Source organism: Geodermatophilus amargosae, from assembly GCF_900116515.1.
In the GTDB taxonomy this organism is placed as follows: domain Bacteria; phylum Actinomycetota; class Actinomycetes; order Mycobacteriales; family Geodermatophilaceae; genus Geodermatophilus; species Geodermatophilus amargosae.
This window is the reverse complement of sequence record NZ_FPBA01000017.1, coordinates 1-21,985: the sequence shown is the minus strand read 5'-3', so window position 1 is coordinate 21,985 and position 21,985 is coordinate 1. Positions and strand designations below refer to the sequence as shown.

16 protein-coding genes are annotated in these 21,985 nt (G+C 73.6%); 7 read left to right on the top strand and 9 right to left on the bottom strand.

Annotated features, from left to right (window positions below; all coding sequences use genetic code 11):
- Positions 1-60: 60 nt before the first annotated feature.
- Positions 61-933: a PaaX family transcriptional regulator gene (locus BM414_RS19350; RefSeq protein WP_093582044.1), complete on the top strand. Its 873-nt coding sequence runs from the start codon at positions 61-63 to the stop codon at positions 931-933.
- 79 nt (positions 934-1,012) lie between these two features.
- Here BM414_RS19350 and BM414_RS19345 read toward each other — a convergent pair whose 3' ends face one another.
- The 3 genes from BM414_RS19345 to BM414_RS19335 are packed head-to-tail and all read right to left on the bottom strand — an operon-like array spanning position 1,013 to position 9,341.
- The gene (locus tag BM414_RS19345; RefSeq protein WP_093582042.1) at positions 1,013-2,962 is read right to left on the bottom strand and encodes a 3-oxoacyl-ACP synthase III family protein; all 1,950 of its coding nucleotides are present in this window, start codon (positions 2,960-2,962) and stop codon (positions 1,013-1,015) included.
- Positions 2,963-2,985: 23 nt separating this feature from the next.
- Positions 2,986-8,484, bottom strand: coding sequence for an ATP-binding protein (locus tag BM414_RS19340; RefSeq protein WP_093582040.1), 5,499 nt, complete (start codon positions 8,482-8,484; stop codon positions 2,986-2,988).
- A 41-nt stretch (positions 8,485-8,525) separates the two neighbouring features.
- Positions 8,526-9,341 (bottom strand): 3-oxoacyl-ACP reductase family protein, encoded by an 816-nt coding sequence (locus BM414_RS19335; RefSeq protein ID WP_093582038.1) that lies wholly within the window; start codon positions 9,339-9,341, stop codon positions 8,526-8,528.
- A 339-nt stretch (positions 9,342-9,680) separates the two neighbouring features.
- On the opposite strand from BM414_RS19335, the gene BM414_RS29545 reads away from it, so the two are divergent.
- Complete coding sequence (locus BM414_RS29545; RefSeq protein WP_175551692.1) at positions 9,681-9,851, top strand: hypothetical protein; 171 nt, start codon at positions 9,681-9,683, stop codon at positions 9,849-9,851.
- Between the two features lie 285 nt (positions 9,852-10,136).
- A complete protein-coding gene (locus BM414_RS31450) occupies positions 10,137-10,697 on the top strand; it encodes an HU family DNA-binding protein (protein ID WP_093582037.1) in 561 nt (186 codons plus the stop codon).
- 943 nt (positions 10,698-11,640) lie between these two features.
- Here BM414_RS31450 and BM414_RS19320 read toward each other — a convergent pair.
- The 3 genes from BM414_RS19320 to wrbA all read right to left on the bottom strand — a co-directional run bounded on the left by BM414_RS19320 (position 11,641) and on the right by wrbA (position 13,332).
- Positions 11,641-12,132, bottom strand: coding sequence for a GNAT family N-acetyltransferase (locus BM414_RS19320; protein WP_093582033.1), 492 nt, complete (start codon positions 12,130-12,132; stop codon positions 11,641-11,643).
- Positions 12,133-12,391: 259 nt separating this feature from the next.
- Positions 12,392-12,595, bottom strand: a complete 204-nt coding sequence (locus BM414_RS19315) for a hypothetical protein (RefSeq protein ID WP_093582031.1) — start codon at positions 12,593-12,595, stop codon at positions 12,392-12,394.
- A gap of 89 nt (positions 12,596-12,684) precedes the next feature.
- Positions 12,685-13,332, bottom strand: coding sequence for an NAD(P)H:quinone oxidoreductase (gene wrbA, locus BM414_RS19310; RefSeq protein ID WP_093582029.1), 648 nt, complete (start codon positions 13,330-13,332; stop codon positions 12,685-12,687).
- 203 nt (positions 13,333-13,535) lie between these two features.
- Between wrbA and BM414_RS19305 the strand changes: the two genes are divergently transcribed.
- Together BM414_RS19305 and BM414_RS19300 are read left to right on the top strand one after the other, a co-directional pair.
- Positions 13,536-16,592, top strand: a complete 3,057-nt coding sequence (locus tag BM414_RS19305) for an AfsR/SARP family transcriptional regulator (protein ID WP_139245954.1) — start codon at positions 13,536-13,538, stop codon at positions 16,590-16,592.
- 122 nt (positions 16,593-16,714) lie between these two features.
- A complete protein-coding gene (locus BM414_RS19300) occupies positions 16,715-17,212 on the top strand; it encodes an anthrone oxygenase family protein (RefSeq protein WP_093582025.1) in 498 nt (165 codons plus the stop codon).
- A 550-nt stretch (positions 17,213-17,762) separates the two neighbouring features.
- Here the strand turns inward: BM414_RS19300 and BM414_RS19295 are convergent.
- From BM414_RS19295 to BM414_RS19285, 3 genes are read right to left on the bottom strand one after another with little or no spacing between them, the layout of a single operon-like run.
- The gene (locus BM414_RS19295) at positions 17,763-18,038 is read right to left on the bottom strand and encodes a type II toxin-antitoxin system RelE family toxin (RefSeq protein ID WP_093582023.1); all 276 of its coding nucleotides are present in this window, start codon (positions 18,036-18,038) and stop codon (positions 17,763-17,765) included.
- On the bottom strand, positions 18,035-18,310 hold the full coding sequence (locus BM414_RS19290; RefSeq protein ID WP_093582021.1) for a type II toxin-antitoxin system Phd/YefM family antitoxin: 276 nt from the start codon (positions 18,308-18,310) through the stop codon (positions 18,035-18,037). The genes BM414_RS19295 and BM414_RS19290 overlap by 4 nt, the downstream gene beginning before the upstream one ends.
- Positions 18,311-18,342: 32 nt before the next feature.
- A complete protein-coding gene (locus BM414_RS19285) occupies positions 18,343-18,801 on the bottom strand; it encodes a tyrosine-type recombinase/integrase (protein ID WP_281246763.1) in 459 nt (152 codons plus the stop codon).
- 321 nt (positions 18,802-19,122) lie between these two features.
- Between BM414_RS19285 and BM414_RS19280 the strand changes: the two genes are divergently transcribed.
- Together BM414_RS19280 and BM414_RS19275 are read left to right on the top strand one after the other, a co-directional pair.
- Positions 19,123-20,103 (top strand): alpha/beta hydrolase, encoded by a 981-nt coding sequence (locus BM414_RS19280; protein ID WP_245784844.1) that lies wholly within the window; start codon positions 19,123-19,125, stop codon positions 20,101-20,103.
- A 278-nt stretch (positions 20,104-20,381) separates the two neighbouring features.
- On the top strand, positions 20,382-21,821 hold the full coding sequence (locus BM414_RS19275; RefSeq protein WP_093582015.1) for a tannase/feruloyl esterase family alpha/beta hydrolase: 1,440 nt from the start codon (positions 20,382-20,384) through the stop codon (positions 21,819-21,821).
- The last annotated feature ends 164 nt before the right edge of the window (positions 21,822-21,985 follow it).

Here is a 21,985-nt window from a genome sequence, read left to right as displayed (position 1 = left end):
CGTCTAACGTCTGTAGGGCGCGTCGGATCGAGGCGACGGGGTCTCGAGGAGGGGGACGGGATGAGCGCTGAGGCGCTGGAGGAGTTCGAGGAAGCCGGCGGGGGCGATGCGGCACAGGCGGCACAACCGAACGCTCATCGGCCGCAGTCGCTGCTGTTCAGCTTCTTCGGTGGCGTCGTCCGCGGCCGGGACCGCTCGCCGATCCCCACGTCGGTGTTCCTCCGACTGCTCGGGGAGCTGGGTGTCGCAGAGGCCGCCGCCCGCGCCACGCTGGCACGGATGACGCGCAAGGGACTGCTCGAGCGGAGCCAGGTCGGCCGCACCGCGCACTACCGGCTCACCCCGGAGACGGACGCCCTCGTGCGGAAGGCCGCCGACCGGGTCACCGCCTCCGCGCCGTTCGAGCACCCCGACGGGCAGTGGACGCTCCTGAGCTACTCGGTGCCGGAGAGCCGGCGCGACCTGCGGCACAGGGTGCGGGCGACGCTCACCTGGGCGGGCTTCGGCGGACTGCGGGACGGGCTCTGGATCGCACCGGGCACGGTCGACGTCGGGGCGGTCCTCGCCGATGCCGGGCTGGCCGAGGTCGCCGGCCTGGCCGAGTGGTTCGCCGCCTCGCCGTCGCCCGGGGTCCGGGTGGACCAGCTCATCCGGCGGGCCTGGCCGGTCGACCGGATCCGGGAGAGCCACGAACGCTTCATCCGGACCTGGTGGTCCGAGCCCCCGGGTCAGGACCCGCTGGCACAGGTGACCCTCCTGGGGGCGGACTGGCTGCGGCTCCTGCGGTCCGACCCCGGGCTGCCGGCCCGGTTCCTGTCCCCGGACTGGCCGGCCGCCCAGAGTGCAGCGGTCTACCGCCGGTGCTACGAGTCGCTGCTCCCGGCCGCCCACCGCCGGCTGGACCTCGAGCTCGGGCGGACCGTGCTCGGCTGACGCGGTCCCGCCTGCCCACCCTCGGTCAGCGCGGGTGGAACCTCGGCGTCCCCGTGACGCCCGACGCGTGCTCCTCGAGTCAGCCGAACGCCTCGCGCACGTCCTCGGACGCCGACGTCGTCGCCCGTACGGAGGCCGCACCGTCGGACGGGGCCGGCGCCGACGACGTCGACACGGCCACCACCGCCGGGTCGACGCGCATCACCGCGTACCCGGCGACGGCGCCCGCGCCGAAGCCCGGCGCGAAGACCCGCACCGGCTCGGTGATCACGCCGTCGCGCACGGCGTCGTGGATGGCCAGCGGGATGCTCGCCGAGGAGGTGTTGCCGACCTTCTCGATGTTGAAGTACAGCTGGTCGGCGGTCAGCCCCGCTCGTTCGGCCAGCTGGATCACCATCGTCTTGTTCGCCTGGTGCGGCACGATCAGGTCGATCGCGTCCATGAGCGACCCGTCCCGGCCGCCCGGTGCGGGCAGTGCCCCGAGCTCGTCGATCATCTGGGCGAGGTAGCGGCCGGCCAGCGCCTTCACCTGCGGGCCGAACACCGTGATGTTGTTGTCGAACTCGGGGTTGGGCCAGAGGATCGAGTTGACCTCGCTGGCCGGGCCGCTGGCGTAGGTCTTCATGTAGTCGATGTCGCTGTCGGCGCCCTCGGGCGCCGGGCCGATGACCAGCGCCGCCGCGCCGTCCCCGAAGATCATCCGCGAGGTGCGGACGTTGCCGATCTTGTCCGAGAACTTCTCGACGCAGACCACGAGGACCGGCCGCTCGACCTCCTGCAGCATCCGCACGGCGTCCGCGACGCCGTAGGGCATGCCGGCGCAGGCGGCGATGACGTCGTAAGCGGCGTAGACCTGGTGCATCCCGAGTTGGCCGCAGAGGTAGGTGGCCAGCGACGGGATGAGCCGGGAGCTGGTGCAGGTGCAGACCAGGACGGCGCCGATCTCCTCCGGTCGCCGACCGGACTTCTCCAGCGCCGCCTCGGCGGCCTGCAGGGCGAGCTCCTCCAGCGGGAGGGAGCTGTACTCGCGCTGCTCGATGCCGGTCTTGGCCGCGATCTCCTCGGCGCTCATCGGCGACCAGTTGTAGGCGGTGTTGCGGATCAGGTCCTCGTTGCCGCACACCTGGTCGCCGTGCACCGCGGCCAGCGCCTCGATCCGCGGCAGCACCGAGAAGCGGCGGCGCACGTCGAGCTCCGGGTACGGCCGGACCGGCGGCCGGGACTCCCGCGGCGCGGGTGCGTGCCGGTTCCGGGCACCCGCGTGCAGCCGGCGCAGGAAGGCCCGCACCTCCCTGTCCCGTGGGTGGAACGCGACGACGTGGTCGTCGTCCCTGAGGTCGCCGGCCTCGGCCAGCTCCACCCTCGACCGCTCCCAGGGGTACTGGTTGTGCAGCACCATCGCCCAGCGGTGCAGCGCCTCGAGCTCCGGCACGTCCTCGGAGACGTCGAGGATGTCGGTGTAGTCGTAGACCGGGTAGTCCGGGTCGTAGTCCAGCAGCCGGAAGGTGAGGTTGCCCGGCTGCTCCAGGAACTCCGCGACGGTCGGCTTGAGCGCCGGCAGGGTCGACGCGTGGTGCCGCCGGTTGGCGAAGACGTCGAACAGGACGTCGAAGATGCGGTCCTCGCAGCCCTCGTTCCACCGCGCCGGCAGCTGCGGGTAGGCCTGCTGGACGCCGCTGACCTTGGCCTCGCCGTCCTCCCAGGGCTCGAGCACCGGCAGGAACACGTCACCGCGGGACCGGGGGACGTCGCCCCAGCGGGTCGGCCGCTTGTCGTACATGGTGATCGAGAAGCGGTTGGCCCAGAACAGGTTCAGCGCCAGGTCGCGCATGAGGTCGTAGCGGGTGGCGTAGGAGCCGGTGCGCACCTTGTCGAGGATCTCGGTGCCGCTGGGCGCCTTGGTCTCGAAGTCCCGGCGGATGACGCTGTCGAGTTGCTCGAGCGTCTCCAGGGTGGAGAAGTCGAGCTCGGGCATGATGTTCGAAGGGAACACCATGCGGCCGTGCCGGTTCAGGACGAAGGCGTTCACGGGCGGTCCTCCAGTCGGGTCGGTCAGGTGGCTCCGGCGCGGTCCATCCCCCGCTCGACGGCGGTGATGAGGCGGGGCCGCAGCTCGGCGGCGGACACGATGTCGTGCACCGAGCCCACTCGGCGGGCGCGCTCGATGTCGTGGACGGCCTCGAACTCGGCGGCCACCTCGCCCAGCTTCTCCGAGCGGACGGCGCTGCGGACGCCGGCCAGCCGCGCCCGCAGGTGCGCCTGCTCGACGGCGTCGGCCGAGCCGAGGGCGGCCTCGATCTCCTTCACCCGCGGGTCGGCGGCGGTCCGCCGGTCCACCTCGCGGGAGAAGACGACGGCCGCCGCCGGGGCGCCGCCGATCACCGAGGCGTACGAGCCCTCGACGGCGAGGACCTCCATCTGCTCGTTGAGGGCGCCGGAGAAGACCACGAACGCACCGCCGTGGTAGCGGGACACCACGCAGAAGACGATCGGGCCGTCGAAGTTGGTGATGGCCCGGCCGATCTCCGCGCCGTACTCCAGCTGCAGCTTGCGCAGCGACTCCGGTGACCCGTCGAAGCCCGACAGGTTGGCCAGCACGACCAGCGGCCGGTTGCCGCTGGCGGCGTTGATCGCCCGGGCGGTCTTCGCCGACGAGCGCGGGAACAGCGTGCCCGCCGTCCACTGGTCGGGCCCGTCGGCCGGCAGGCTGCCGCGTCGCGGGATCGGCCGGGACTCCACGCCCAGCAGGCACACCGGGTGCCCGCCGAGGTGGGCGTCGAGGACGACGGCGGTGTCGGCGTCGGCCATGCCGGCCCACCGCTCCAGCACCGGGTGGTCCTGGTCGGTCACCGCGCGCATCACCGTACGGATGTCGAAGGCCTTCTTCCGCTCGGGATTGACCTCCGCGGAGAAGACGTCGCCGACGGTGGTGAACTCGCTGTCCGGGTGCTGGTGCGGGAAGGACCGGACGTCGCGGTCGCGCGGGTCCGACGTCCCGGCCGGCCGCGGCCAGCGCTCGCCCGGCGCGCGGTAGGTGTGGTCGTAGTGCCGGGCCAGGACGTCCAGTGCGCCGGTGAGGTCGGGCGCCCAGTACTGCGCCTGCCCGTTGGGCCCCATGACCCGGTCGTGGCCGCCGATGCCGAAGTTGTCCTCCGCGGAGACGCCACCGGAGTAGTCGAGGGAGTGCTTGCCGGTCAGCACCATCGCGCTGTCCGGCGTCATCACCAGGATGCCCCGGGTGTGCATGAGCATCGTGGCCTCGGCGTTCCAGTACGGCTGCGCGCCGACGTTGATGCCCGTGACGACGACGTTGACCTCCCCGCCGGCCTGGGTGAACGTGATGATCCGGCGCAGCGCGCGGGAGACCCAGTCCATGTTCTCGGTGCCGCTGTCCATCGAGATGCGGGCACCCGACGAGAGCGCGAACCACTCGACCGGGATCCCCCGCTCCTCGGCGAGGTCGAGGGCGGCGACCACCCGCGCGCACTCGGGCTCGGCGACGGTGCCCAGCGCCTTGGTCGGGTCGCCGAAGAGCGCGACCCGGGTCATCCCCTCCGGGTAGCGCTGCGTCGGGGTGGTGACCAGGCCGACGACGATGCCCGCCCGGTTCTGCCCCGGCGGGCGCTGCACGGGCACCAGCCGGCCGTCGTCGCCGAGGTCGTGCTCGACGAACGAGCCCCCGGGCCCGGCCAGCAGCGGGGCCAGCTCGTAGGGGTAGGGGTAGCCGCGGGCGCGGGCGCTGAGCACCTTCTCCGTGTAGTCGTCGAGGGGGCGCAGCGGCGTCGTCGGCCGGTCGGTGACCGCCATGCGCACCCCGGTCCCCGGGCGGTTGGCGAAGCGCAGCGCCACGTCGCGCGGCGGGCCGCCGCCCTCCTCCTGCAGCCGGGCGAGCAGCACGACCTGGTCGAGGCCCGCGCCGAGGGTCAGCGGCGCCGCGGTGCGCGCGAACTCCGCCACCTCCGCCAGCGGCACCTCGATCGAGGGCCACGCGTAGAGGTGGATGCGGTTGTGCTCCAGCGGCCGCCGGGACCGCCGCAGCGACTGCGCCCGCCGCAGGCCGTCCAGGCAGGACAGCAGCTGGCGCTCGATCGTCGGGAAGCCCACCACCTCGCCCCGCTCGTCGCGCACCGGCGTCAGGTCGCGCACCTCGGCCAGCGCGATGAACCGCTCGTCGTTGGGGTGGTCCTTCGCCGTGACGTGCAGCAGGTGGGTGTCCTCCGGCGAGGGCACCCGCTCGGCGTCGAACGCCTCCAGCCGCCACAGGTCCAGCCGCCGGGCGGTGAGCGGGTGCAGGCCGCGCAGCAGCCGGGCCTCGGCCGGCCGGCCCTCCTCGTCCGGGCGGAAGGTCAGCGTCTCGACCTCGCCGTCGGGCGTGCACGCGGTGACGGTGACGCGGCGGCCGGCCGCCAGCGCCGGGACGGCGGACAGCATGCCGCGCACGTGCTCCGACAGCGCGTCGGGATCGGCCGGGCGGTCGGGCCAGTCCACGTAGAGGTCCACCACCGTGTGCGCCGGGTCGGCGTCGGTGGCCAGCACCCCGGCCACCGCGGCGAGCGCCTGCGGCAGCCGCGCCGCGCGCGTCATCAGGGCCAGCAGGTGCAGCCGGTCGGCGCCCAGGGCGTACTCCGCGGTGACGCAGGTGTCCCCGTCGAGCAGGGTCGGGCGCACGTCCTCCAGGCTGCGGCTGCGGTAGTAGCGACGGGTGAGCACCTCGAGCACCGGGTCGGGAACGGACGTCGGGCGGTCGAAGCGTTGCGTCAGCAGCCGGACCAGCGGCTCGGGGCTGGCGACCAGCGCCTCCATCCGCCCGATGCTCTCCGAGGCGTCGCCGCGCGCGCCCGCCTCGTCGAGCTCCTGGAGCAGCCGGGCCGCCCGGTCGACGACCTCCTGCCGGGCCGCCCGGACGACCGGCTCCTCGAAGTGGCGGAACCGGACGGCCCGGGCCAGGTCGCCCACGGCCGGGTAGCGGAGCTGGGTCGCCAGCACCAGCCGGTCGAGGACCTCCGCCACCGCCGCGCGCAGCGGCCCGCCGGTCGGCAGGTCGGCCGTCAGCCAGCGGTCGAGCAGCGCGGAGACGGCGGGCAGCTGCTCGGCGGTGCGCTGCTGGGCGAGGAAGACCCGGTGCACCGCCTCCTCCAGCGCCGGGCCCGGTTCGAGGTCCTGGACGCCGTAGTGCGCCAGCGCTCGGCGCAGCCGCGCGCGGAAGGTCTCCGGCAGTCCCTCGCGCTCGACGTCGAGGGAGTGCAGGTAGGAGTGGAAGTGCTCGCGCGGGCTGTGGACCTGCGTGTCGGCCTCCTCCTCCTCGCTGGCCGGCCGGTTGCGCGAGAGCTCGGCGAGGTCGGCGAAGGTGACCAGGACGTCGAGCTCGGCCGACAGCAGCTGCGCGTCGTCGGCGGGGAGCTCGGCCCGGGCGGCGGCGTGGTCGGTGACCAGCCGCCGGGCGTGCCCGGCGTCGACGTCGTAGCCGGTGACCAGTGCGCGCAGCTCGGCCAGCAGGGACAGCGCCCGCGCGCGGGGGTCGCCGTCGGGCTCCTCGTCGCCGCCGGGCAGGGTCACCCGCTCGCCCACGGACTCCTCGGCGTCGCCCCCGGTCCGGTCGAGCAGCAGCAGCGGCGCCCCGGCATCGACCTGGCTGTTCACCACGGCCCGCACCTCGCGGACCCGGCCGGCGAACGGCGCCCGCACCGCCGTCTCCATCTTCATGCTCTCCAGGACGACGACCGGCTGGCCGGCCTCGACCTCGTCGCCCGGCTGAGCGCGGACGGCGACCACCACGGCCGGCGCGGGTGCGCGCACCACCCCGCCGACGTCGCGGCCCACCCGGTGCGTCGCGCCGTCGACCTCCACCAGCGTCGACCCGGGCGCCTCGACGCCGACCACCGCGTACCGCCGACCGGCCGCGGTCAACCGCGTCTCCAGCGGGCCGAGCCGGTCGACCTCGACGTCCACGACCCGGCCGTCGAGACCGACGCGGTACCGGTCGCGGCCGACCGTGGCGACGGTCAGCCGGTGGACCTGCCCCCGCATGCCCAGCTCGACGGTGCGGCCGACCTCGTGCGGCGCCCGCGGCCGGCCGCCCCGCGCCGAGACGAGGAACGCCAGCCGCTCGCCCGCCTCCTCGGCCGCGGCCAGGTCGACCGCGACCTGCACCAGCGCCACCCACGCGGTGGCGTCGGCCCGGTCGCCGCCGATGGCGCCGGCGCGGTCGAGCCACCCGGTGTCGGCGGTGCCCTCGACCACCTCCGGGCGCTCGAGCAGGTCGAGCAGGAAGGACTTCGTCGTCGTGCCGCCGCGCAGCACCACGGTGGTCTCCCGCAGCGCGCAGCTCAGCCGGGCGAGCGCCTCGGGGCGGTCGCGGCCCCACGCGATGACCTTGGCGATCATCGAGTCGTACTGCGGCGGGACGACGTCGCCGACGCCCAGCCCGGTGTCCACCCGGATGCCGGGCCCGGTCGGCAGCCGCAGCAGCTCGACGCGTCCGGGTGCGGGCGCGAACCCCTGCTCGGCGTCCTCGGCGGTCAGCCGCGCCTCGACGGCGTGCCCGGTGGCGGGCGGGGGGTCGCCCTCGAGCCGGCCGCCGGCGGCCACGTGCAGCTGCAGCTTCACCAGGTCCAGGCCGGTGGTCGCCTCGGTGACCGGGTGCTCCACCTGCAACCGGGTGTTGACCTCCAGGAAGGTCGTGAGCCGCTCCTGCGGCTGGTACAGGAACTCGACCGTGCCGGCGCCGACGTACCCGGCGGCGCGCACCAGGGCGATCGCGGACTCGCGCAGCGCGGCGTCCTGCTCCGGGTCGAGCGCCGGCGAGCTGGACTCCTCGATCACCTTCTGGTTGCGCCGCTGCACCGAGCAGTCGCGCACCCCGGGCGCCCAGACGGTGCCGTGCTGGTCGGCGATCACCTGGACCTCGACGTGCCGGCCGCCCTCGACCAGCCGCTCCATGAAGACGACGGGGTCGCCGAAGCTGCGCAGGGCCTCCCCCCGCGTGCGCTCCAGGGCCTCCTCGAGCTCGCCGGGGGAGCGGACGACGCGGATCCCCCGGCCCCCGCCGCCGCTGCGCGCCTTGACGATCAGCGGGTAGCCGATGACCTCGGCGTGCCGCCGGCCGTCCTCCGGGTCCTCCACCGGCCCCCGGCTCCACGCTGCGACCGGCACCCCCACCTTCTCCGCGAGGACCTTCGCCTCGATCTTGGCGCCCAGCAGCCGCATCGCCTCCGGCGGCGGCCCCACGAACGTCACGCCGAGTCCGGCGCACAGCTCGGCGAAGGCGGGGTCCTCGGCGACGAAGCCCCAGCCGACCCAGGCGGCGTCGGCACGGCTGACCCGCAACGCCCGGCCCAGCTCCGTGTGGTCGAGGTAGGGGTTCACCCCGCCGGTCTCGGCCAGCTGCACCGCCTCGTCGGCGGCCCGGACGAACGTCGCCCGGCGCTCGGCCTCGGTGTGCAGCGCGATCACCCGGGTCCGCGTGCCGTGCTCGGCGTCGAGCTCCCGCACCGCGCGGACGAGCCGCAGCGCGGGCTCTCCTCGGTTGACGACGGCGATGCGCTCGAACACGCGGGTACCTCTCCTCGGCGGTGGGTGGACGACGCCCGCGGCTACATGTCCAGGCCGCCGTTGACCCCCCAGACCTGCCCGGTGATGTACCCGGAGGCGTCCGCGGCCAGGAAGTGCACGACCCGGGCGACCTCCTCGGGCTGGCCGAGCCGGCCGACCGGGATCTTCGCCTTGAGCCCGTCGAGCACCTTCTCGGGCACGCTGTCGAGCATCTCCGTGGCGGTGTAGCCCGGCGTCACGGCGTTCACGGTGACGCCCACCCCGTCGGACCCGCCCGAGCGCTGCACCTGCATCGCGGCCTCGCGGGCCAGCGTCTTGGTCAGCCCGAGCAGGCCGGCCTTCGCCGCGGCGTAGTTCGACTGGCCGATGCCGCCGGTCTCCCCGATGACGGAGGAGATCATCACGATGCGCCCGCTGCCGCGCTCGAGCATGTGCCGGAGGGCGGCCTGCGAGAGGGAGAAGGCACCCGACAGGTTGACGTCGATGACCCGGCGCCAGTCGTCGTCGGTCATCTTCAGCACCGTGCGGTCCGCGGTGATGCCCGCGTTGTTGACCAGGATGTCCAGCCGGCCGTGCTGCTCGATCACCTCGCCGACCGTGCGCCGGCAGTCGTCCGGGTTGGCGATGTCGCCGCGGTGCACGCTCACGTGGCTGCCCGGATAGGCCCCGGTGAAGTCCTGCGCGAACATCTCGGCGCGCTCGGTGTTGCCGCTGTAGCCGGCCGCGACGTCGGCGCCCTGGGCGGCCAGGCTGCGGCAGATCGCCGCGCCGATCCCCCGCGTGCCGCCGGTCACGAAGGCCACGCGGCCCGACAACTTGTCGCCGGTCCTGCTCGTGTGGCTCTGGGTGGCTGTCACCGGCTCCTCCTGGGGCCTGGGCGCGGACGCCTCGTACCTGGACCGGAGCGGGAGCGGACGACGCCACCTGCCCCGGCAGCGGATGCGGGCAGCATCCTGCGCTGCGGGCGGCAGGGCAAGGGCAGCGCGGGGAACAGCCCGTCGGCACACCGGCAGCCGGGTCACCGGCCTGGCGCGGCAGGTCACGCGGCGTCATGGCCACGGGCCGGCGCGCGGCCGCCGGCGCCGGCCGCGGGGGCAGGGCACGAGGGATCCGTCGGAGGTCGCAGGCCGTCCGCCTGCCGGGCGTCGACGCGGGCGTGCCTTCCGCAGCCTCCGCTTCGGGAGCACGATGCGCGGATGACCGACTCCGGCACCCCGTACAGCCGCGTCCGCAAGCTGCCCAAGCAGTTCCGCCCGCTCGAGGCGTGGGACGCCGAGCGCCGCCGCGGCCTCGTCCACACGCCCGAGTACGACGCCGAGATGGGCCGCCTGGAAGAGGAGTTCCGCCACTGGCTGCTCGGCCGGTGAACAGCACGACCCCACTCGCAGCAGACAGCGGACGACGAACTGCCCCACCGGCATGCGGCGCCCGACGGCACGCCTGACACCGGGCACCCGTACGGGACGCCTTCCATCTCTGCGTGCTGTCCCTGAGGCACCGACTCGAGGCCCGGTCCCGTCCGGGCTCGGGTGCCGCGTCGAACCGCGCCCACTGCGACGCCCCCGGAACGGTCGTCCACAGGCGCCCGGGGGTACGCGCTGTGCGCTGCGCCGGGCTGACCCTGACTGCTCCGAGACGGAAGTAGAGCGCGTGTGAACAAGTCCGACCTCATCGCCCGGATCACCGAGCGGCTCGGCGGGGACCGCACGACGGCCGTGGCTGCCGTCAACGGAGTGCTGGAGGAGATCGAGGGCAGCGTCGCCCGCGGTGAGCGCGTGTCGTTGAGCGGGTTCGGGACCTTCGACCGTCGCGAGCGCGCGCCACGTCTCGGTCGCAACCCACGGACCGGGGAGGCGATCAGGGTGGGCGCGTCCGTGGTCCCCGTCTTCCGGGCGGGCACCGGGTTCAGGACCATGCTCACCCGGGCCGACGGCGTGCCGACATCACCGGGGTCGGTCGACGTCGAGGGCGGCGTCCCGAGTGCCGCGGGCGAGGAGTCGCAGGCCGCCGCGTCCGGATCCCCTGCGGGAACGGTCGGGGCCGCCGCCGGTGCAGCTGCGCACGGCAGGGAGAAGGCCGGGAAGAAGGCAGGGAAGAAGGCGCGCAAGAGGGCGCGGGACCAGGCTGGGGAGAAGGGCAGGAAGGGCGGGCGCAAGGCGAAGGGCGAGTCGAAGGACAAGGCGGGGAAGAAGGCGGCCGGAGGCCTCCACTGACCACGGAGGCGCACCCATTGCCGTTGCCCGGCGAGGACCGCGGATCGGCGGTCGGTGCGGGTCCTGCGGCTGCGGGACCGTGTGCCGGTGAGGTCGACGGGCTGCTCCTCGTCCATGACGAGCCGACCTCGAACGGCCTGCGGCACGGGCGGTCAGCCGGCTCGCGTGGTCACGGCCCGTGTCGGCGCTGATGCGGGCTGCGGCCGCGGGGATCCACTCGTGACCCGTGTCCAGTCCCTCAGCGGCAACTGCGGCGCGCAGGGTGGCTGCCGCCGTCTCGAGCGGCTGTCCCATCGCTCGGTCCCTCGCCAGCTCGTACACGGCCAGCGCCTTCAGCCGCTGCTCGAGCGGTAGGTCCGCCAGCAGGGACCTCCAGTCGTCCTCCACCCGTGCTGTCTTCCCCCGTCGACCGGCGGACCATGCCGCTCGGTCAGTCAGGATCACCCGTACGAGGACCCGAGGAGGGGCCGGCGGTCCCGTCCTCGGGAGCGCTGACGGCCTTCACCATCGATCGGGTCAGCACGCCGGCCGCGACGGCCGCGGCCGCTGCGATCGTGGAGCGGAGCAGGCGGTGTCGGCGACTCACGGCGGCCTCCTGGGGGAGGGGTGTGCCGGATCCCTACCCCGACGGCTCGTCCGCCTCACCGGCGCTCGAGGTCCACACGGCGCGCACGCGGTGTGTCAGCCAGCGGCTGGAGCAGCGGACGGCCTGGCTGTGGAGCTCGATGGTCCGCCGCGCCTCGGCGGCGGCCCGCGTTCGGCGCGGCAACGACGCCGGCAGGTCCTCGAGCCGGATCGGCACCGCGCAGGAGGTGCGATCGGGTGGGGAGTCAGTCGTCGGCGGAGGCAGGCGTCCTCGCGCGGCGGGGCTGCACCCGCCTCGGCTCGCCCGAGTCGCAGGCCGGGCTGCTGCTGCTCGACGAACCGACGACCCGTCGCTGCTTCAGGCGATGCGAGCGGCGTGCGGGTGCCGTGCCATCAGGGCGCCCGGGTCGGGGAACGGCTGGAAGCCGTGCCGTGCGTACAGCGCCTGCGCATCGGCGGTCAGCAGCAACTGGAGAGAAGCGTCGGCGACGGCGGGATGAGCCAGGGCTGCCTCCACCAGTGCGCCGGCGATCCCGCGGCGGCGGTGTTCGCGGAGGACGAAGAGGTCGTCGAGCCAGGCGTGTGTCGCGGTGTCGGTGACGACGCGGGCGAAGCCGACCATGGTCGGTGTCGCCGTGGCCAGGTGCACCGAGAGCGGCAGCGACATCCGCACCGACCGTGCGACCCGTTCCCTCGTGACACCCCTGCGCCAGTACGACTCGCCGGACAGGAACGCGTGGACGACGTCGACGTCCACGCGTTCGGGGTCGTCGGTGATCTCGTACGCGCCGAGCCGCCTCAGCGTCGAGGCGGTGGTCAGGAATGCGGCGACGTCGACGTGGGACGGCATGGCGACTCCAGTTCCGCGGGAGGGGAGCGGTGCTGTCGGGCGCACGCCCCCAGTGCAGCCGATGGACCTGTCACGATCCTGTCCTCCCGGCGGAGTCGCGCCAGGTCCGCTCGGTCACCCGAGCAGCTGCGGCGGGGCGTCCCAGCGCAGGACGCCGGGGGCGACGGCCCGGGGTGACGCCCCTCGTTCAGGTGCCTGCGCGCCAGCGGACGAGGCCCGCCCGAGGCTGTCGGGATGGACCCGGCGCGCCTCGGCTCGGTCAGCAGGCAGCGACCGGCATCGGCCGACGGGGCAGGTCGGAGCCCGTGCGCGCGGCGGTGCGGATCCTCAGCCGGGTGGCTGGTGACGCGTTCGCGTACCCGCTCGGCAGCCGCTGCTCGGTTCGCCCGGCCGCTGCGAAGGGGTTGAGCTCCCGGTCCATGGTGACGTAGCGGACGTGGTCCGCGGGGTCGTAGGTGTTCACGGTCGACTCCAGTGGTCCTGTCGGGTGTCCGTGACGAGGGCGGTGACCTCGGGGCGGCGGGCGTGGGTCGAACCGCCCGCCGCCGTCCGTCAGGCTGCTGCAGCTCCCGCGAGCAACCGCTTGGTGACGGTCGTGACCCGCCGGCCCAGGTAGGCGGCTGCCGAGCTCTCGACGTCACCGACCGGCGTCGCCCCGTCGTCGCTGACGTGGCCGACACCGTAGGGATTCCCTGCCTCGAACTGGACCGGGTCGGTGTATCCGGGCGGCACGATGTAGCCGCCCCAGTGGTAGAAGGTGTTCGAGAGGGCCAGCAGGGTCGACTCCTGGCCACCGTGCCTGGTGGCGCTGCTGGTGAACGCGGCGTACACCTTGTCCGCGAGCAGCCCCTGCTCCCACAGGCCCCCGGTGGTGTCGAGGAACTGCTTCAGCTGCGCCGCCGGCAGTCCGTACCGGGTCGGGGTCCCGAAGATCACGGCGTCGGCCCAGAGCAGGTCGTCCTTCGACGCCTGCGTCACGTCCTCGGTCGCCCGTACGTGGGCAGCCCACGCCTCGTTCCTGCGGATCGCCTCCTCCGGCGCCAGTTCGGCGACCTTGCGGACCCGGACCTCACCGCCGGCCTTCTCGGCACCCTCTCGGACCGCTTCGGCCAACGCGTGCACGTTCCCGGTGGCCGAGTAGTAGATGACGGCGACCTTGGGGCTGGGACCGGAGGTCGGACCGGCGGCGGTGTCGTTCATCGCTGTCTCCTCGTGCAGTGGCTGACTCCGGCCTCGTCCTCGGGGGCCGGCCGCCGTCGGGCGGTGGGGACAGTGCACCGACGAGCCCTGCCCCGCGGCTGTCGCGGACCTGGCGCGGTCTGTCACGAGGCCGTGCCCTCCCGACGTCCGCCGCGCTGTTCCGACGGCCCTGTCGGGCGGGCCGGCTGGCTAGGCTGCGGCCCGTGGACTTCTCGGTCCTCGGCCCGCTCCGGGTACGGGCCGGCGAGAAGACCGTGGCGGTCCGCCGCGGTCATCCCCGCGTGCTGCTGACCTACCTCCTGCTGCACCCCGGGGAGCCCGTGTCGGGGTCGTTGCTGGCCGACCGCACGTGGAACGGCTGCCCGCCCGCCGACGCCGCCAACGCGGTGCACCGGATGGTGTCCTACCTCCGCCGGACGCTCGGAGCGCAGGAGGAGCTCCCGCTGCACACGACGTCGGGGGGCTACGTCCTGGACGTGCAGGCGGCGGCCGTGGACTGTGCGCGGTTCAGCCGACTGGTCCGCCGAGCCGGTGACGAGCCGGTCCGGACCCTCGCCGCGCTCGACCAGGCGCTGAGCCTGTGGCGTGGGGACCCGCTCGCCGATGCCGCCGACCTGCCCTGGGCGACGCCCTACGTCACCGAGCTGGAGGAGCTGCACCTGCAGGCGCAGGAGCAGCGCCTGAGCTGCCTGCTGGAGCTGGGGCGCCATCAGGAGGCCGTTCCCGCGGCGCAGGCGCTGGCCCGGACGTACCCGCTCCGGGAGAACCTGACGAGTTCCCTGATGGTGGCGCTGTACCGGAGCGGGCGTCAGAGCGACGCCCTGGCCGCCGCAGCGGCGCTGCGCCGGACCCTGGCCGACGAACTGGGCCTCGATCCCAGCCCGACCGTCCTGGATCTCGAGCGCCGCATCCTCGTCCAGGACCCGGCCTTGGCGGCCAGACCGTTCGTCGGAGCCGACGTGCCGGAGCGCACGCCCACGGCGCGCCCGGACAGTGCTGGCCCAGAGCCGCGGGAGGGGACCGGACACCGCGTCCACAGGCCCCGTGCCGTCACCTCGCTGGTCGGTCGGGACGCAGAGATCACCGCGGTGTCCTCGGCGTTCGACGAAGCGGGGTTGTTGACGCTCACCGGTCCCGGCGGCACCGGCAAGACCCGGTTGGCGCTGGCGGTCCTCGGCCGGGGACCCTCCCGTGGTCCCGAGTGGTTCGCCGATCTCAGCGGGGCACACGACGCTGCGGCCGTCGCGAGTGTCGTCGCCGCCGCCACCGGAACTCCCACGGCCCCCGGCAGCGACGTGGTGCAGGCCGTGGTCGCGCACCTCGGTGACCAGCCGGGGGTGCTCGTCCTCGACACCTGCGAGCACGTGGTGGGCGGTGCGGCCACCCTCGCCGCGGCGGTGCTGCACGGCTGCCCGCAGGTGCGTCAGCTCGCCACCAGCCGTCGTCCGCTCGGGGTCACGGGGGAGGTCGTCTGGCCCGTGCCGCCACTGACGCTGCCACCCGCGGCCGACGACGTGTCCACCGAGCAGATCGGCCGAGCGGCGTCCGTCGAGTTGTTCGCGCAGCGCGCGGCGGCGGTGCAGCCGGACTTCCGGATCAGCGACGCGAACGCGGCGGACGTCGCCGCCATCTGCCGGGTCCTGGACGGACTGCCCCTGGCGATCGAGCTGGCGGCAGCGCACGCCGACGTGGTCAGCCCGGCGGGGATCCTGCAACGACTGGACGACCGATTCGCCCTGCTGGTGTCGGAGACCCGAGACGTGGTCGCCCGTCAGCGGACGTTGCGGGCAGCGATCTCCTCCAGTGTCGACCTGCTCACGGCAGACGAGCGCGCACTCCTCACCGACCTCGCGGTGTTCGCCGGGACCTTCGACGTCGACGCCACGGCGGCAGTGGCGGGTGGCGAGCCCGGATCGACCGGCACCGGGCACTTCCGGCTCCTCGCCTCCCTCCTGCGCCAATCGCTGGTCGCCCGCGCCGGTCCTGACCGCTACCGGTTGCTCGACTCGATCCGCGCCTACGCCGGCGAGATGCTGGCGAGGAGGGGCGATGCATCCGACGTGCACCGGCGCCACGCGGAACACCACGTCGCGATGGCGGAGGCCGGCGACCGGCAGGTGCGAACCGACGCCCAGCAGCCCTGGCTCGCCCTGCTGCGGGAAGTGGCACCTGATCTCCGGGCCGCCCTGCGGTGGTGCCTGGACGGCAACGCACCCGAGCTGGGCGCCCGGCTGGTCGGGGCGCTGGCGTGGTTCTGGACGCTGGAGGGGCAGCTCGCCGAAGCCCGCGCCTGGCTCGACCGCGCCGAGCGGACCCCGATCGGAGATCCCCGGGTCCGCTCCCGCGTCCTGCTCGGCGTCGGCCTGGTCGCGGCTCCACTGGGCCGACTCGTCCAGGCGCGTGACGCGTGCGCCGAGGCCGCGGACCTCAGCCGGTCGGTCGGCGACGACCGCGGGACCGGGGACGCGCTCATCACGCTCGGCGTCGCCCTGTGGGCACTCGGCGACCTGGACGGCGCGGCGGCCGCGCACGACGAGGCGATCGATCGACTGGCCGCTGAGAGCGACACGTGGCGCCGGGACGTCGCGGTGATCCTGCGGGCACGCACCGCCCTGGACCGCCACGACGCCGACGCGAGCGACCGGGCCGCGACCGCCCTGGCCGCTGCTCGGCGGAGCGGGGACGCCCATCTGGAGGGGCTCGCCCTGACCCAGCGAGCGCGCGACGCCCTCCACTCGGGGGACGCCCCGGTGGCCGTTCGCGCGGCCGAGGAGGCGCTGAGGGCCTGTCGGCGGATCGGTTACCGGGAAGGAGAAGCCGCCGCGTTGACGCTCCTGGCTCGCGCGGAGCTCGCCGGGGGAACGACCGTGACCGCCGCCGACCTGGCCGAGCAGGCCATGCGGGTTGCGGCCGCGATCGACCACCGCGGGGCTCTCTGCCACGCCGCCGAGGCGCTGGCGGCTGCCCGCGCGGCGGCGGGCGACGACTCCGGCGCGTTGCTGCTGCTCGAGGTGGCCGCGACCGATCGGCGAGCTCGCGGGATCCCGGACTCGCCGGTGGAGCAGGAACTGACCGGGCGGCTGGCCGAGACGCTCCGTGCGCGGCTGGGGCCGCGTGCCGAGGACGCTGTCCGACAGGCCGCCGCCGCGACGCTCGACGACGTCGTGACCCAGCGCCTGGGTACGTCGGCCCCCTCGGGCCGTCCACCCTCCGTCGATGACAGGTCGACAGCAGACCTCGGACAGCCCTCACCGCTGTAGTCGACACCGCCGACCGGCGCGAGCCGGCGCAGACCGGAGGGGATGGCCGTGGTCGAGGTCCACCGCAGCGGGCCGGACGCCACCGAGCCCACCCGACCGACGCCCCCGAAGGGAGCAACCTCATGGAGCAGCAGCGCACCCGAGGAGTCGCCCGCTGGAGGCGGCCGCTCGCGTTGGTATCGGCAGTGCTCACCGGCCTGCTCGCGGGCGGCATGCTCCTCATCCAGGTCGTGCTCGTGCCGTTCTGGCGCGCGACCCCGCCAGCCGAGTTCCGCCAGTGGTTCACAGCGCACGCCGAGCGCATCCGGGAGCTGATGATCCCGCTCGGCGCCGGAGCCGGCGTGTCCAGTGCGGCCTCAGCGGTGATCCACCTGGTGGGTCGCCGCCAGCAGGGCCCCTCCTCGCTCGCCGCCGCGGTGGCCACAGGGGGCGTCCTCGCGATCACCCTGACCGTGAACGAGCCGGCCAACCACCGGTTCACCGACGGGTCACTCAGCGACGCGGAGACCCGGGACCTGTTGCGGACATGGGTCCGCTGGCATCAGGTCCGGGTCGTCCTGGGGCTCGCCGCGGCGGTGGCCGCGGCAGCGGCTCTCGGAGAACGCAACCGTGAACGGTGATCACGGCAGACGCGACCATGACCGGCAGCACCGCGCACGAGGTCGGCATGCGGACCGACAGCACGGAGGTCCGCCCGGTCACCGTGCCGATCACGGGGCACTGCCGGGATCCGAGGTCAGTTCTCGGTCCACCGGCAGAGCCGACACGACCCGCGCAGCCGGGGCGTCACGGCGGACGGCTCGACGGTCCCGGCCGCCATCGCGTGCCGGATCAGCTCGTCGAGCACCGGCTCCGGCCGCGGTCGGTCAGCCCGCGGCTGGAGCACCGGACGGACTCGCTGGAGAGCTCGATCGTCCGCGCGGCCTCGGCAGGGGGCGCCGTGGCGCCGAGGAGCGACTGGAGGACCACGCGGGGAGCCCCGGAGGGCGGGGGTCCGTCGGGTAAGGGCTGCGCTTCGCTTGTGTCGAGCGCCGGCTCAGTCGTCTGTGGGAGCGGGCTTCCTCGCTCGGTTGGGCTGCACCCGAGGGGGCACCGGTCACGGGCCTCCTTGCTGTGTCCGAGGAGAGGCACAGCGCTTCCGCACTGCCTGTGCCGGCACGGAGGTACCGGTCAGCCGTAGACGTCGGCGCGGTGCGAGATGCGCACGACTCTGACGAGGACCTCGTCGCCGTGGATCGAGTAGACGACGCGGTACTGGCCCCGCCGCGCGGACCAGTAGCCCTCGAGATCGAAGCGCAGCGGCTTCCCGACGCGGTACGGGTCCGCAGCCAGCGGCCCGAAGAGGAAGTCGACGACCGCGACAGCCACCGACTCGGGGAGGTCGCGCTCGATGGCACGCTTGGCCGCTGCCGAGAGGACGACGGTGTGGCGACGAGGGCCGGTCACCGCCGGCGGGCCGCGAGTGCGGCACGCACCTCGACCTCGCCGTAGACCTCACCGGCGGCCATCGCTTCCTCGGCCTGCCTGATGTCCGAGCGTGCTCGGGGATCGGAGAGGATCTCCAGGGTCTCCACCAGGGACTCGTAGTCCTCGACGGCGAGGATGACCGCGACCGGGCTGCCGTTCCTGGTGACGGTGACGCGTTCGTGCGTGCCGGCGACCTCGTCGATCACCTGGCTGAAGTGCGCCTTGACCGCCGCCAGCGACTGCGTCGACATGACCTCAATTGTGGTCAAGCGGCCAGCTACGGTCAAGGAGCTCGGCCGCGGTCGCCGGGGGATGGTGCGGCGAGTCGAAGCCGGCGCCGGCGAAGGCGTCGCGCAGGTCGGCCTGGGTGTTGGAGGGATCGCGCCAGCCCCCAGCGGGGCGGGGAACACCGGCCGATGTGGGCGATCGGCGCCCATCGCATCGGCGTGGTCGGCTCGGTCGCGCAGCATCGCGTGCACCAGCGCGGGAGCACCAAGGTGCGGGCGCCGGCGTCGGTCTTGGTCGACTTGACGACCAGGCCGTGCCCGCGGACCCGCACGGCGGCGGCCCGCACCTCGATCGTTCCCGCCTCGAGGTCCACGGCGTTCCAGGACAGGCCGCAGGCCTCGCCGATGCGCAGCCCGGTGGCCATCAGGAAGCCGACCAGGTCGGGCAGACAGCGGGCGATGGCCTGCTGACCAGTGATGACGGATCCCAACAGCGCCCTGACCTGCGAATTCAATGTTGGCAGTGGATGGCGCCGATCTGGCCCGCACGGTCGTTCTGCGGACTCGCTGCGGACTGACCGCGGACTGACCGCGGTTTGGGGCCACCTGGGTGCCGAGTTCGCCGGTCCACGACATGCGCACCGGATGACTGGCCGGCTGTGTCCGTGAGGGCGGCCTCAGGGACAGCTCGTGGCGCCCTGATGTGCATGTGCGGCACCTCGGGACATGCGGGACGAGATCGCCGTACCGGCGGCTTCCGGGCGATGCCGACCGGGAGTAGCGTCGCCCACCCTTCGATGTGACTGGATGGGGACCAGGAGGCACGCGTGCCGATCATGGACCGTCTCGACCCAGAGCTACGGGTCGTCGTCGAGCAGATCCCCGCGCTCGACCTCACCGACATCCCGGCCGCCCGAGCCTCGCTCGCGGAGCTCTACGCGCAGATCAACACCGGCGGTCCCAACCCGCGCGTCAGCCACTCGGACCACATGGCACCCGGACGCGACGGCAACCCCGACGTCATGGTCCGCGTGTTCCGTCCCGTCACCGCCGCCTCGGGGCCGCTGCCCTGCCTCTACTGGACGCAGGGCGGCGGCTACGTCCTGACCGCTCCGGACATGGACGACCAGTTCTGCCAGGAGATCGTCGACACCCACGAGTGCGTCGTCGTCTCGGTCGACTGGCGAAGGGCGCCCGAGCATCCGTTCCCAGCACCAGCCGAAGACTGCTACGCGGGCCTGGCCTGGGTCGTCTCCAACGCCGATGAGCTGGGGATCGACCCGAGCCGGATCGTGATCGGCGGGCACAGCTCCGGTGGGGGCTCCACCGCCGGCCTCGCGCTGCTCGTCCGCGACCGCGGCGAGTTCACCGTCGCCCACCAACTGCTCATTTATCCCATGCTCGACGACACGAACTCCACGCCGTTCAGCCATCTGGTCACCGACCCCCAGGTGTGGAACCGCACGAGCAACGAGATCGGCTGGCGCGGTTACCTCGGCGACACGTACGGCACGGAGGACGTGTCTCCCTACGCCGCGCCGACCCGCATGGAGAACCTTGCCGGAGTTCCCCCGGCGACCGTGTTGACCGGAGAGCTCGACCTGTTCGTCGATGAGGACATCGACTACGCCCAGCGCCTCATGCGGGCAGGCGTCCCCACAGAGCTGCACGTCTACCGAGCCGCCCACCACGGATTCGACCGCATGGTCCCTCACGCCAAGGTGACTCAGCGGTTCATCGCCGACCGCGATGCCGCCTTGCAGTTCGGCTTTTCGGGCAGCCTCGGCACGCCCTCGGTGCCGCTACCCGTGACGTAAGCACCACGGCTGTAGGACACAGCTCTCAGCGTCACCTCGATCGGCTGAGCAGCGGGCTGGCCGCAACGCGAGTCGCGATGTCCCACAGTGGGCCGCTAGATACACACCCCGCCACGGACTGGCCGGACAACGTCAGCCAGACGTAGGGCGTCCACTAGGAGGCGCGAAGGATCCGATGAGCGGTGAGCCGCAGCGGGGGTCCACCCGGGAGACCGCGGACTTGCCCCTGGGCGTGACGTTCGCCACGATCGCGTGGCCCGTCCGCCGAGGGAGTCCTGATGCGCCTGCGCCGCCGTACCACCCTGTTCCTCACCCTCGGCACCGCCGTGGCACTCGTGCTGCCGGCCGGACCGGTGGCCGCGCACCCCGGCGACCCCGGGCCCGGCGACGGTCCGGTGAGCCGCCAGTGCACCTCCGACGACACGGTGCACGTCCCGGGCGCCGAGCTGGCCGTCACCGCCTGCCTGCCGGACATCACCACCGCCGGGCTCCTCCAGGCACCCGCGGGGCAGTACACCGACCAAGCGGACTGGCTGTCCCTCCACGCGCCCGGCACGGCCAACCCCAGCGGTGTGCCGGGGCTGCAGGTCGACGGCTACTTTTCGGACAGCTCGACGTTCAACACCACCCACGGGTGGAACCACGACAGCCAGTTCGTGCTGCGCATCCCCGACGACTGGAACGGCGGCCTGGTGGTCACCGGCGCACCGGGCAACCGCAAGCAGTACGCCAACGACTTCCTGATGTCGGACTTCGTCCTTGCCCAGGGCTTCGCCTTCGCGTCGACGGACAAGGGCAACAACAGCCCGGACTTCTACCGCGACGGCGAGCAGCCCGCCGACGCCGTCGCCGAGTGGCACGACCGGGTCACCCAGCTGGCCGTCGCGGCCCAGAGCGCCCTGAGGGAGCGCTACGGCTCCGCGCCGGATCGCACTTACGTGGCCGGCATCAGCAACGGCGGCTACCTGGTGCGCTGGCAGTTGGAGAACCGCCCGGAGCTTTACGACGGCGGCGTCGACTGGGAGGGCACCCTCTTCACCCCCGACGGTCCCAACCTGTTCACCTACCTGCCCACGGCGGTGCGCTACACCCTGGGTCAGGCCGACGCCGAGGACATGTACGCCGCCGGCTTCGCCCGCGGCTCGGAGTCGCTGTGGCCCTACCACCAGCAGGTGTACTGGGGGCTGACGCAGAAGATCTACCGGGCCGAGTTCGACCCGGCGTACGACCCGGCCTGCCCAGGGGCGACGGCGGGTACGACGCTGGCCGAGATCCTGGCGCCGTGCGCGAGCGACGCGGCCTACGACGCGTGGTTCGCCGACCCGGCTTCGCAGGAGGTGCACGACGCACTGGCCCGAATTAGTCTGACCGGCAAGATCAAGAAGCCGTTGCTGACCCTGCACGGGACCCTGGACACCCTGCTGCCGATCAGCACCGACAGCGACGTCTACGCCCGGATGGTCGCCGACCAGCACCGCGACCGGCTGCACCGGTACTACCGGATCGAGGGCGGCAACCATGTCGACAGCCTGGTCGGCATCGACCCGCAGCGCCTGCGGCCGATGCTGCCCTGCTTCCGGACCGCCTTCGACGCCCTCACCGCCTGGGTCGAGGATCGCGAGAGGCCGCCGGCGAGCACGACCGTGCCGCGCCCGGCCGGCGACGGCGCCACCGACCCGGCGCTGCTCAACACCTGCTCGCTGAGGTCCGGGAGCTGACCCGGGGCTGCCCGTCAGGTCGCGCGGCGGCCGGCTGATGATCCGCCGACAGGTCCATGCCGCAGCCGGCGCAGGCATCCGGCTCGTGCACCACGACCTCGTCTGGCTGCGCGACCTGGTGCAGCGTGCGGCGCTCCCCGCCCGACTGCCCGTCGGGCCTGTGC